This is a genomic window from Streptomyces sp. DvalAA-14, assembly GCF_900091855.1.
In the GTDB taxonomy this organism is placed as follows: domain Bacteria; phylum Actinomycetota; class Actinomycetes; order Streptomycetales; family Streptomycetaceae; genus Actinacidiphila.
The window spans coordinates 1-12,395 of sequence record NZ_FMCH01000371.1; the positions used below are offsets into that span (position 1 = coordinate 1).

Genomic DNA, 12,395 nt, shown 5'->3' on the forward strand with positions numbered 1-12,395 from the left:
TCCGGCGGGCGGTCCGGCGGGCGCGCCGAGCCGTGCGGGTTGGGCGGGCGGAGTCGGGGCACGCTTGAGCCATGGATTTCCGTGCGCGTGAGATACGTGGCCCGGCGTTCGTGCTGGGCGGCGGCGGCGCGCTCGGAGCGTACGAGGTCGGCATGCTCAAGGCGCTGTTCGCCGCCGGGATACGGCCGGGCCTGGTGCTGGGCACGTCGGTCGGTGCGATCAATGGGGCCGCCGTGGCCGCCGATCCGTCGCAGACCTCGGTGAGCCGGCTGATCGACCTGTGGACGGGGCTCGGCCGGGCGGGGGTGTTCGCCGGGTCCCTGATGGGCCGGCTGTCCACCGCGGTACGCAGCCGTACACACCTGTACACCCCCGCGCCGCTGCTCGACCTGCTGCGCGACCATTTGCCGGTCACCCTCATCGAGGAACTCGCGGTGCCCTTCCAGTGTGTGGCGGCGAGCATCGAGCACGCCGCCGAGCACTGGTTCGACAGCGGGCCGCTGGTCGAGGCGGTGCTCGCGTCGTCCGCCGTACCGGGGTTGCTCCCGCCGGTCGGACTCGGCGGCGAGCACTTCGTGGACGGCGGCCTGGTCAACAGCATCCCGGTGGGCCGGGCCGTCGCCCTGGGCGCCCGGGAGATCTACGTGTTGCAGGTCGGCCGGATCGAACGCCCCCTCACCCCGCCGAAGTTGCCGTGGGAGGTCGCCACCGTCGCCTTCGAGATCGCCCGCAGGCACCGCTTCGCCCGCGACATGGCCGATCTGCCGTCGCACGTCACCGTGCACGTACTGCCCAGCGGGGCGGCATCGGGCGAAGTGGGCGGCACCTTGGGGCAGTTGCGCCACCGGACGTTCGGACAGACGACGCAGCGCATCGAACGCGCCTACGCCGCCTCCTCGGATTACCTGGCCGCCGCCCTCGACACCGCGGACGGCGGCCGGAAGTGAAGCGTTCCGCCACGGGCGACGACCAGGTGGAGCCGGCCCACCGGGTGGAACCCGGCACACCGCCGCAGCCCGTCAGCCGGGGCGCGGCGGCTACGAGCCTGCCGGGGCCGTCCCGCCCGGCCGACCAGGCCCTGCCGGACGCCGACGCCGCCCGCCCGGCCCGTCCCCCCCGCCCGGCCGACCCACCGCGCCCGACCGACCCTTCGCACCCGGCCGACCCAGCGCCCCCGCAGCACACCGATGCGGCCGGTGCCGCCGGTGCGGCCGGCGCCCCCGGTGCCGCCACCGCGCTGATCACGGCGGCCCGGCGCACCGCCACCACCGCGCTCCTGCTCGCCCTGCTCCCGGTGGCGGCCGCCGTACTGGTCGCCGTGACCGTCCTCGGCGCCCCCATCACCCTTGCCACCCGCGGACCGTGGCGTCCCACGCGCATGGCGGGCTTCCTGCTCGTGTACCTCGTGGTCGACCTCGCCGGGCTGCTCGCGGCCTCGGTGCTCTTCCTGCGCGGCCGGCTCGCCGGACCGGCCGCGCGGGACCGCCGGGCGGCTGACGCCTTCGCGCTACTCGCGCGACTGCTGGCCGTCCTGCGCCGGACAGCCGACCGGTTGTTCCGCCTGGAAGTGGCGATGACACCGGAGCTGCCCGCCACCGACCGACCGCCGGACGCGCCCTTGCTGGTCCTCGTCCGGCACGCGGGGCTGGGCGACTCCTTCCTCCTCCTGCAGATCCTGCTCACCGAGGCCCAGTTGCGGCCGCACACCGTGCTGAAGGGCGTCCTGCGCGCCGATCCGTGCCTGGATGTGCTGCTCGGCCGGGTGCCGCACTGCTTCCTGCCTCCCGCGCGCGGCACCGCCGAGGACGCGATCGCCGCGCTGGCCGCCGGGCTGCGGCCGCGCGACGCGCTGGTGATCTTCCCCGAGGGCGGCAACTTCACCCCGAGCCGTCACCGCCGGGCCGTCGCCCGGCTGCGCCGGCTCGGCCAGTACCGGCGGGCCGCCCGCGCCGCCCGGCTGCACTACGTCCTGCCGCCCCGGGACGGCGGAAGCCTCGCGGCGCTGGCGGCGGCGCCGACCGCCGACGTGGTCTTCGTCGCCCACGCCGGACTGGACGTCATCGCCTCCGCGCGGGCCGCCTGGACCTTCCTGCCGTTCCGGCGGCCGGTCCGCGTCCACTGGTGGCGCATACCGGCCGCCGACATCCCCAACGGCCAGGAGGCACGCAGCGAATGGCTCCTCGGCCAGTGGGAGCGGATGGACCGCTGGACGGCCGAGCAGGCGGTCGCGGCGACACCGCACGTCTGAGACCTCTACAACCTCTACAACCTCTAAGACCTGTTCGATCTTTACGAGCTTTACGACCGAAGAGGTCGGCTTACAGGGTGCGTTCGAGGCGGTCGGCCATCAGCTTGACGAAGCGGGCCGGGTCCGCCGGCTCGCCGCCCTCGGCCAACAGCGCCAGGTTGTGGATGAGTTCGGCCATCTCATCGAGCCCGCTGTCGTCCGGGCGTTCGGTACGGGTCCGGTTGAGGCCGATGACCAGCGGGTGTTTGGGGTTGAGTTCGAGGATGCGCTTGGTGTGCGGGATCTCCTGGCCCATCGCCCGGTAGAGGTTCTCCAGGGCCGGCGTCACGTCGTGCGCGTCGGAGACGACGCAGGCGGGGGAGACGGTCAGGCGGGAGGAGAGCCGTACCTCCTTGACGTCGTCCTTCAGCCGGTCCGTCATCCACGTCAGCAGACCCGCGTACTCCTCCTGCTGCTTCTCGCGCTCGGTGCCCGCCTCCTGCTTCTCCTCCTCGGTATCGAGGTCGATCTCGCCCTTGGCGACGGAGCGGAACTGCTTACCGTCGAACTCCGGGGCGGTGTCGACCCACACTTCGTCGACCGGGTCGGTCAGCAGCAGCACCTCGATACCGCGGGCCTGGAACGCCTCCATGTGCGGCGAGTTCTCGATCGCCTGCCGCGACTCGCCGGTCAGGTAGAAGATGTGGTCCTGGCCGTCCTTCATGCGTGCCACGTACTGCGCGAGCGTGGTCGGCTCGTCCTTGTCGTGCGTGGTGGCGAAGGAGGACACCCCGAGGATGGTGTCGCGGTTCTCGAAGTCGCTGAGCAGCCCCTCCTTCAGGACGCGGCCGAACTCCCGCCAGAATGTGGCGTAGCGCTCGGGTGCGGCGGTCATCATGTCCTTGACCGTCGACAGCACCTTCTTGGTCAGCCGGCGATGCATCAACTGGATCTGGCGGTCCTGCTGGAGGATCTCGCGGGACACGTTGAGCGACAGGTCCTGCGCGTCGACGACGCCCTTGACGAAGCGCAGGTACGGCGGCATCAGCGCTTCGCAGTCGTCCATGATGAAGACGCGCTTCACGTAGAGCTGGACGCCGCGCTTGTAGCCCTGGAGGAAGAGGTCCTGGGGGGCGTGGGCCGGGACGAACAGCAGGGCCTGGTACTCGAAGGTGCCCTCGGCCTGTAGCCGGATGGTCTCCAGCGGGTCGGTCCAGTCGTGGCTGATGTGCTTGTACAGCTCGTGGTACTCGTCGTCGCTGACCTCGTCGCGCGAGCGCGCCCACAGGGCCTTCATGGAGTTGAGCGTCTCGGGCTCGGCCGGCGCGCCGCTCGTCTGCCCGGCGGTCATCGCGTCCCCGGTCGTTCCGGTCGTCCCGGCTTCCCCGGCGTCCCCGGCGGTCGCGGCCTCGATCCCGGCATCGCTCCGGGGTGCCGGCTGCGCGGCCAGCCGGATGGGCCAGGTGATGAAGTCCGAGTACCGCTTGACGATCTCCCGGAGCTTCCACGGCGAGGTGTAGTCGTAGAGCTGGTCCTCGGTGTCCTCCGGCTTGAGGCGCAGGACGATCGAGGTGCCCTGCGGCGCGTCCTCGACGGTCTCCACCGTGTACGTGCCCTCGCCGGCCGACGTCCAGCGCGTGCCCTGCCGCTCCCCCGCCCGCCGGGTCAGCAGCGTCACCTCGTCGGCCACCATGAAGCTGGCGTAGAACCCGACACCGAACTGGCCGATCAGCCCCTCGGTCTGGGCGCTGTCCCCGGCCTCCTTGAGGTCCCGCAGGAAAGAGGCCGTGCCCGAGTTGGCGATCGTCCCGATGAGCTGGACGACTTCGTCGCGCGACATGCCGATGCCGTTGTCCCGCACGGTCAGCGTGCGGGCCTTCGGGTCGGCCTCCAGGGCGATGTGCAGGTCGGACACGTCCGCGCCGAGCGAGTCGTCCCGGAGCGCTTCGAGCCGCAGCTTGTCGAGGGCGTCGGAGGCGTTGGAGACGAGTTCGCGCAGGAACACGTCCTTGTTGGAGTAGATCGAGTGGATCATCATCTGCAGAAGCTGGCGGGCTTCCACCTGGAACTCGAACGTCTCGGTGGGCATTGTCCGTTGGTCCTTCTCGGGTCACCGGGTGACAGGTACTGACCTCAGCACTGTAGATCAGCCGATGCTCCGGTATGACCGCGTCTGTCACCACCTCGGCCGCCGAAGGGGGCGGCGGGCCCTGCCCGGGCGCGCTGCCCATGTCCCGGGCACGCGGGATTCGGCCGTTTCGTCTACCGGGCAGGCCGCGCGATGCGTAGGTGGAGCCGATCCGGCACCTCGGCGGATGGCCCGGAATTACGGTGCGGGGCATGGAACGACGTCGCATATCCGCAGTAATGGTCGCCGGATTCGCCGCACTCACGCTCACCGCCTGCGGTACAGCCGGGGCAGCGCGGCCGGCGGACGGTACGCCGACAACGAGCTCGCTCAGCACGGCCGCGGTGGCCGATACGCCCACGCCCACGCTCTCGCCCACGCCCATGAGCGCGTCGCCGAGCGCGTCGCCGTCCACCAGCCCGTCGGCCGTCCCGCCCGCTTCGAGCGCCACAGCCGTACGCACCAAGGCTCCCGCCACCCGGCCGGCGCCCACCCACCGCCGTACCACCGCACCCCCGGTGCACCACACCACCGCGCCGGCCGTACACCACACCACGGCTCCCGCGGTGCACCACACCACCGCCCCGGCCGCGAGCGGCGTGTGCAGCATTCGCTCCAACGCGGGGAACTGCTACCGGGCGGGACAGTTCTGCCGGAAGGCCGACCTGGGAGCGACGACCACCGACGCGAGCGGCCGCTCCATCACCTGCGTCATGGAGTCCGGGAAGCCGCACTGGCATTAGGCCCTGTCCGGGCGATCTTCTCGGGCCCGCGACGACAGCTGCGGCACCTCGCTGCGTTGTCGGAGTCGTCCGAGTACGGCCCAGTACAAGGACGATCTCCCCCAGCTATCGCTGGGAGGTGCCCCCACCGCCTTGCGATGCACCGCATCTGACGCCGCGGGCTGATCCTCAAAGATCGCCCGGACAGGGCCTACTGAAATCCCGCCGCGGGACGCCCGCCGGATCGCGGAGTCGGGCGCCGCTCCGCGGCCCGGTGCCGCTTTTATGCGCCGCCCCGGAAATAGCTGATTCTGACGGGTAGTTACCTCATCACCTGTCAGATACGCGCCTTTGCTCACCTTGACGTAATCCGTGTCCTCTGCATACGCTTCACGGCGAGTTGAATCCGACGGAGGGACCGAGCGCTGTGACCCCACGCCTCTCGGCAGAAAAGGTTGCGCGCTTCCCGCGCGACCCCGGCGGAATGAGGTCGGCGGCTGCGTCACCGGCCGCGTCGACTCCTTTGCTCGACGGCCGGACGCCGGTCCCCCTGGTGGGGCGCTCGCCGAACTAGGCGCTGAACATGAGCGTGGATTACCGCCCCGCCCCACCCTGTTCCGCCCTGCCCCGGCGCACCTCGTCCGGTCATCCCGCTCCGCCGCGGCGAATTGCGGGTTTCCGGGAGATGAATTCTGCCCGTCCGGGCCCTACGGCCATCATATGGCCGAGAATTCGGCGCCTTGCGAGGTATGGGGCGAAGTGTCGTCGCGCCTTGCTCACAGTTGATTACCAGCGGTTTTTGGAAGGAATATCTTGCACAAGCGAAAAGGAAAGCGGTGGCTGGCGGCCACCGTCGTGGGCGGAGCCCTCGCGGCCGGTACCTTCACCCTGCTGCCGGCCTCCGCGCAGGCCGGGCCGGTTGACGCGGCGGGCGGGCAGTCGGCCACCCAGGCGGACTTCGCCGCGGCCGCGGCCGAGTACAAGGTCCCGGTGTCCGTGCTGCTGGGCGTGGCCCGCGAGGAGTCGGGGCTGCAGTCCCACACCGGCTACAGCAACAACGCCGGCTGGGGCTTCATGAACCTCACCGACGCGACAGCGCAGATGCTGGCGCAGGGCCCGTCGGGGATCCCGGCCCACTCGGACCTCACCTCCGCGGCCAAGCACCCCGAACTGCACACGCTGCTCGCCGCCGCGAAGCTGACCGGTATCCCGGCCGACAGCCTCCGGCACAACCTGCGGGACAACCTCCGGGGCGGCGCCGCCCTGCTGGCCTCCTACCAGAAGCAGCTGACCGGTGGTACGTCGGACCAGCCGTCCGACTGGACCGCGGCGATCGCCAAGTACAGCCAGATGGCCGACGAGAAGGCCGCGACGTCCTTCACCTCCGACGTCTTCGCCTCGATCAGGTCCGGTGTCCGGCAGACGACCTCGGACGGTCAGCTGGTCACCGAGCCCGCCGACCCGTCCGCCGCGCCGGTCACCGGCCAGTTGGGCGAGCTCAAGCTCACCAAGGCGGTCGGCCCGTCGACCCCGGCCGAGTGTCCCAAGTCGCTGGACTGCCAGTTCGTCCAGGCGTCGTCCACCGGCCTTCAGGTGTCCAACCGGCCCGCCAACGGCATCACGATCAACCAGATCGTCCTGCACACCACCGAGAGTTCCTACGACTCGACCATCCAGACCTTCCAGGGTCCGAACGCCGCCGCCGCGCACTACGTGATGCGCTCGTCGGACGGCGCGGTCACCCAGATGGTGTCGGACAAGGACGTGGCCTTCGGCGACAACAACTACGACAGCAACCTGCACGCGATCCAGATCGAGCACGAGGGCTTCTCGGCCTTCGGCGCGGACTGGTACACCGACGTCACCTACCAGCAGACGGCCAAGCTGGTGAAGTACCTGGTCGCGCGGTACAACATCCCGCTGGACCGCCAGCACATCCTGGCCCACGACAACGTGCCCGGCGGCAAGACGGCCGACCTGGCCGGCCAGCACTGGGACATGGGCGACCAGTGGGACTGGACCCGCTTCATGAAGCTGATCGGCGCGCCGTTCGACGACAAGTCGAGCGGGGTCGGACCGGTCGGCAGCGCGGTGACCATCGCGCCCACCTTCAAGAAGAACCTGCAGACCTTCACCGTCTGCCCGGCCGACGACCCCACGGGTGCCACCACCGCCTGCACCCCGGTGACGATTCCGGCCAGCTCGCTCTTCGTCCACCAGGGCCCCAGCGAGGACTCCCCGCTGATCCTCGACGCGAACGTGCACCCGACCGCCACGAGCGGCACCAATGACGTCAGCGACTGGACCACCACCGTGCAGGCCGGTCAGCAGTTCGTCGTCGCCGACCAGCAGGGCGACTGGACGGCCATCTGGTTCGACGGCCAGGAGGGCTGGATCGACAACCCCAACGGCACGAACACCATCCCCGCCACGGGTGTGAAGATCATCCAGGCGGCCGGCACCACCGCCGCCCCCGTCTACGGCACGGCCTTCCCGGACCCGTCCGAGGTCCCGACCGGCTGGGGCGCGGACCCGCAGAACCCGCTGACGGCGCCCAACTACGCCATCCCGGCCGGTCAGGCCTACGTGGCGGACCAGCCGCCGGTCAACGGCCAGGACTTCTTCCCGAGCCGGCAGGGTGTGGTCAACGGCGCCAAGCAGTACTACACGGTGCAGTTCAACCACCGCTACGTCTACGTGAACGCGGCTGACGTCACCGCCACCGCGGTCTGAGGTCCGGGCTCCGGCGGTCGCCGGACTGATGGCCGCAGCGATCGCCGCACCGATTGCCGCACCGATCGCCGCGTCAGGGGGGAGAGGGACCACCGTCCTTCTCCCCCCGCTCGCGTCCCGGGGAGGCACGCGGGGGGCCGGGGAGGGGCGCCGGCCGTCAGGAAGACGTGGCGCCCTCCACGGCCGCGAGCACGGCGGCCCAGGGCAGTTCCCGGGCCGCCGGGTGGGCGCGCGGCTCGTGCAGCGGCCAGACGTCCGGCCCGTGGATCAGGCGGACATCGGCCGCACGGAGCGCCGTGAGGTGGCGTTGCCACGCCGGGTGCCGCGCGTGCGCCGCGTTCACCTGCGGGAAGACCACGACCGGCAGACCGATGGTGCCCAGCGCCTCGCACAGCTGCGTCAGCGCCTGATTGTCGGCGATGCCCGCCGCGAGCTTCGCCACGGTGTTGGCGCTGGCCGGTGCGAGAACGAAGCAGGTCACGGGCGGATGGGGACGCGCCTCGTCCGGGAAGCGCGGCTGGTCCCGTACCGGCAGACCGGTCAGTGTCTCCAACCGCGCGACCTCACCGGTCCGTCGCAGCCAGGCCGCCGCTGTCGGCGTCAGTGTCACCGCCACCCGCCAGCCCCGCTCGATCGCCGGCCCGACCAGGCCGGTGCGCAGCTGCTCCACCCCGCCGGCGGCCGAAGCGACCACTCCCAGCACCCCGCGTGACCTCGTACTCACCGCTGCGCACCGCCTCGCGTCGACATCACTCGTCATCGCCTCACTGAACCACCGTCGCCGGTACGGCCCCTGGTTCCCTCGGATTCTCGCCCATCCGGTCGGGCTGATCCGGCCGGCCGGACCTCCCCCGGGCCGGGAGTTCGGGACCGGCGGCGGTGGGCGAACCGGCGCCGGTCCGACGGCTGCGGCTATTCTCTGGTGGAGCCAGAACCGGCAGCCGTGTGACGGTGACGAAGAAGAGGCGCGGGCATGGAAGACACGCGAACGGAAGGCGCCGACGGTCCCGTTGGTGCGTCTGGGCGGCCGTCGCCGGGCTTCGAGGGACAGGCGTCGCCGGCGGCTGACGGTGGAACCCGGTGGGACGAGGCGTTTCCGCAGCAGTCCCCGCAGGGCGCACCGCAGCACGGCGTCGGTGCCGGCCCCGGTCCGGTCGCCGCCGAGCCGGCGCCGTACGGCGAAGCCCCCTATGTGCCCGAGGCACCTCCGTACTCGATCGACGTGGTCGTCCCCTATCCGGCGCCGGTGACCGAGGCGCTCGGCGACGCGCGGACGGTGGCGTTGGGATCCGACGCGGGTGAATGGGGCCCCGGGACCGTCGGCGCGTCCGGGACGGGATCCGGGTCCGGGTCCGGGTCCGGGCCGGGGTCGGGGCAGGGGTCCGGCCTGGCGTCGGGGCCGGGGTCCGGGCCGGGCAACGACGCGGACGACGACGAACGGACCGCCGCCGAGGGCTCCAAGAGCCGGCGGCAGCTCTTCGCGGTGCTCGCCATCGGGGCCCTGGCGGTCGCCGCGGTCATCGGCGTGACGATGTCGGGCGGCTCGCACGCTCCCACAGCCGCGGGCCCGGCGGTCAGCGGCTCCACGACCGCGCCCGGCTCCGTGAACACCACGGCGGCGACGCTCGATCCCTCCGCCGACGGCGGCCGGCACCCCGAGGCACTGGGACAGGGCGCGGCAGGCATGTCCGCCCGCCCCGGCTCCTCCCTCCCGGCGTCGCCGCCGGCCTCCGACGGGCCCGGCTCCACCGTCCCGGCGGGATCGGGCGCCGGCGCGCCGGCACACACCGCGCCCGGCCCCGGCGCCTCCGGGACGCCGGGAGCCCCGCCGCAGGGATCCGCCTCGCAGCAGCCGACGGCGCCCTCCTCGCCCACCGCCCCGGGCGGCGCGGGTACGTCGCTGACCATCCCCTCCACCTGGGTCCTGACTCCCGGGCAGTCGGTGCACACCGACCGCACCACCCTGGCCATGCGGTCGGACGGCAACCTCGTGGTGCTCGGCAGCGACGGCGGCGTTCTGTGGTCCGCCGGAACGGCCGGGCTCGGCGCCAAGACGGTGTTCCAGGCCGACGGCAACTTCGTCGTCTACACCTCCGACTCCAGCACCGCCTGGTCGACCCGTACCGACGGCCACGACGGCGCGCTGCTCGTCATCCGGTCGGACGGCAACGTCGTGATCCAGTACGGGGGAGCCGTCCTCTGGCAGGCGGGCACCACGCACTGACCGCTCGCCCCGCACCACTGTCTCCGCGCGGCCCCCGACGGGTCCGGCGCCGTGGAAAGCGGCCGGTGTCCGGACTGTTGCGGGCGCGGGCGCGGGCGCGGCGGCATGGTCCGGGACGGGATCGACGGAGGGGCAATCGGGCCTTCACCGAGCCGGCTTTCACCGAGCCGCCGCCCCGGATGCCCGGCAGGGCCGTGCTCAGCTGGCCAGGAACACCGGCCGGCGGCGGACACTGCCGTCCGTGAAGGCGTCCGCCTCCTCATCGAGGCCGGCCGTGCGCAGGCTGGTGATCACATCGGTGGAGTCGATCCGGCGCCGGCGGCCGACGTAGCCGAGCAGTTGGCGCATGTCCTCATGCCGGGCGCCCGCGTCCTTCAGCGCCTGTACCACCGAGGGGACCCGGCGGTCCGGCAGGCACTCGGGGCTGAGCAGGGCCCGCAGTTCGATCTCCAGCACGGCGGGCAGGTATGTGGCGCCGTGCACCTGCGGCAGCCAGACGAACTCCTCCCAGCCGAAGGCAGCGAGCACCGCGCCCTCCACGGCGTCGCGCAGCGCCGCGTACTGGTGGGCGGCCAGCAGCCGGCCCACCAGGGCCATGATCTGCTGGGTGTCACGGCGTTCGGCGAGGCGGCCGATCAACTCGCGGATGGACTTGCGCCATTCCTGCGCCGCGTCCGGCCGCCGCTGCAGGGCGAGGATGAGTTCGGCGATCTCGGCGCCGTCGGCGCGGCGCTCGCCGAAGTCGGCCACGGCCAGCCGGAAGAGCTGTTTGGCCAGGCCCGGGTACGCGGTGTCGGTGAACCGCCGCGCCAGTTCCTCCATGCGGGGCACGGGCCAGGTCTCCGCCACGGCGGCGGCGACCACTTGCCCGCCGTCGGCGGTCCGGCTCCGTGCCCACAGGGCGAGTTCGTACGCCTGCTCCACCGTGCAGCTCGTCGCGACCACCCCCAGCACCCGGTTCAGCTGCTCGGCGCCGGGTCTGCGGGTGCTCCGGAACAGGTCCAGGCTCTCGCTGAGCGACGCGGGCCGCACTTGGGCGACGGTGCCGTGCAGCACCCCGGCGGCTTCGTCCCGCAGCCCCCGGTCGTGCAGCAGGATGAACAGGTGGAGGACCTGGTCGGCGCGGGTGACGGCGACGACGTGTTCGACCGCGGCGGCCACGAGTCGGGGGTGGCCCAGCTCGCTCAGCCGGTGGATGAGGTCGGCCACCGCTTCGCTGTCGGCCCGCAGGGCACGCGCCATGAGGGTGTCGACGGCTTCCCCGTCCGCGTACCGGTCGAGCAGGACGAGCGCCTCCGCGACTGCCGCGACCGGGAGTTGTACGACGAGGTCGGCCACGGCCTGCGCCATCGCGGCGGCCGGCCCGCCGGAGTGCCGCAGTATCAGCAGGGTGCGGGCGACATCCCGGACGGTGCCGTCGGCGGCGGCGGCGGTCAGCAGCAGATCCGCCGCCGGGCCGCCGCGGCGCTCCAGCAGCCGCAGAAGTTCGGCGAGGAAGGCGGGCGGGCGGCGGCGTACGACCGCGGTCCGCAGCAGGCCGCCGGTCTCCGGGGGTGTCCGGATCCGCTCCGGTGAGTTCCAGCAGGTCGGCGAGATCCTGGGCGGTCCTGGTGCCGGCGGCCGTTTCCAGCAGGACGACGGCCAGTTCGGGCGATCCGTGGCCGGCCAGGCGCGCGGCGAGGTCGAACAGGGCGCGCGGGGCGGCCGGCCCGGCCATCCGTTCCACGATCGCGGCCGCTTCGATCCGGGCGCCGGACGTGGCGGGCCCGGGCTTCCGCCGGGTGGTGGCGGTGGCGGGGCCGGCCCCTTGCCGGGCGGTGGCGGTGGCGGGACCGCCTCCTCCTGGCCGTCCGCGGACCACAGGTGCGCGGCGACATCCGCGAGCTGCGGGGCGGACAGCCCGGCGAGCAGCCGGGCACGTGGCGAGCGCGCGGCGGGGGCGGTGCGCCGGTCGCCGGCCGGGCGGCCCGCTTCGGCCGCCTCCCCTCCCCCGTCCGGGCCGGCGGCCAGCCCGTCCAGCAGCGCGACCAGCCGGGCCGCACTCCAGTCGCCGGCGGCGACCCCTGCCAGGAGCGAGTCGGCGAACTGCCCGCAGATGTCGCAGGCGTTGGCGTGCAGCCGCAGCACGGTCGAGGCGAACCGCTGCGGCGACGTGCCGTTCAGCGCGGTGGACAGAGCAGCCGACAAGGCGGCGGACAGGGTGGCGGACACGGCGGCGGTCCGAGCCGAGGGCCGTGCGGCGGACCCGGCGGCGGGCAGCGCCGAGGCCGACCCGGCGGGGAGGGCCGAGGGCGGCGCGGTGAGCGGCGCGGTGAGCGGGGCCGAAGGCGGCGGCGGCGGTTGGAGGCCGAGGGCGAGTGC

General features: G+C 72.8%; 7 protein-coding genes and 1 pseudogene. 5 read left to right on the forward strand and 3 right to left on the reverse strand.

What is annotated here, in order from left to right; all coding sequences use genetic code 11:
• Positions 1-71 precede the first annotated feature (71 nt).
• Positions 72-947, forward strand: coding sequence for a patatin-like phospholipase family protein (locus GA0115240_RS19165; RefSeq protein WP_093737904.1), 876 nt, complete (start codon positions 72-74; stop codon positions 945-947).
• Positions 944-2,248: a 1-acyl-sn-glycerol-3-phosphate acyltransferase gene (locus GA0115240_RS19170; protein WP_305112313.1), complete on the forward strand. Its 1,305-nt coding sequence runs from the start codon at positions 944-946 to the stop codon at positions 2,246-2,248. Before GA0115240_RS19165 ends, GA0115240_RS19170 begins: the two co-directional genes overlap by 4 nt.
• Before the next feature lie 70 nt (positions 2,249-2,318).
• Here the strand turns inward: GA0115240_RS19170 and htpG are convergent, their stop codons facing one another.
• A complete protein-coding gene (gene htpG, locus GA0115240_RS19175; RefSeq protein ID WP_093737905.1) occupies positions 2,319-4,316 on the reverse strand; it encodes a molecular chaperone HtpG in 1,998 nt (665 codons plus the stop codon).
• 251 nt (positions 4,317-4,567) lie between these two features.
• Here htpG and GA0115240_RS19180 point away from each other — a divergent pair, with 251 nt between their 5' ends.
• Positions 4,568-5,098, forward strand: a complete 531-nt coding sequence (locus GA0115240_RS19180; RefSeq protein ID WP_141708892.1) for a hypothetical protein — start codon at positions 4,568-4,570, stop codon at positions 5,096-5,098.
• 792 nt (positions 5,099-5,890) lie between these two features.
• Positions 5,891-7,810 carry a peptidoglycan recognition protein family protein gene (locus GA0115240_RS19185; RefSeq protein WP_093737907.1) on the forward strand — a complete coding sequence of 640 codons (1,920 nt, stop codon included), beginning with the start codon at positions 5,891-5,893 and terminating at the stop codon, positions 7,808-7,810.
• A 157-nt stretch (positions 7,811-7,967) separates the two neighbouring features.
• Here the strand turns inward: GA0115240_RS19185 and GA0115240_RS19190 are convergent, their stop codons facing one another.
• The gene (locus GA0115240_RS19190) at positions 7,968-8,534 is read right to left on the reverse strand and encodes a flavoprotein (protein ID WP_256069883.1); all 567 of its coding nucleotides are present in this window, start codon (positions 8,532-8,534) and stop codon (positions 7,968-7,970) included.
• Between the two features lie 249 nt (positions 8,535-8,783).
• Between GA0115240_RS19190 and GA0115240_RS36975 the strand changes: the two genes are divergently transcribed.
• A complete protein-coding gene (locus tag GA0115240_RS36975) occupies positions 8,784-10,034 on the forward strand; it encodes a hypothetical protein (RefSeq protein ID WP_093737909.1) in 1,251 nt (416 codons plus the stop codon).
• Between the two features lie 198 nt (positions 10,035-10,232).
• Here the strand turns inward: GA0115240_RS36975 and GA0115240_RS19200 are convergent.
• A pseudogene (locus GA0115240_RS19200) lies at positions 10,233-12,395 on the reverse strand (hypothetical protein); the annotation flags it as partial.

Bases quoted from the DNA above. Each gene is read 5' to 3' on its own strand.
- GA0115240_RS19165 (WP_093737904.1), top strand. From the start codon at position 72: ATGGATTTCCGTGCGCGTGAGATACGTGGCCCGGCGTTCGTGCTGGGC.
- htpG (WP_093737905.1), bottom strand. From the start codon at position 4,316: ATGCCCACCGAGACGTTCGAGTTCCAGGTGGAAGCCCGCCAGCTTCTG.
- GA0115240_RS19180 (WP_141708892.1), top strand. From the start codon at position 4,568: ATGGAACGACGTCGCATATCCGCAGTAATGGTCGCCGGATTCGCCGCA.
- GA0115240_RS36975 (WP_093737909.1), top strand. From the start codon at position 8,784: ATGGAAGACACGCGAACGGAAGGCGCCGACGGTCCCGTTGGTGCGTCT.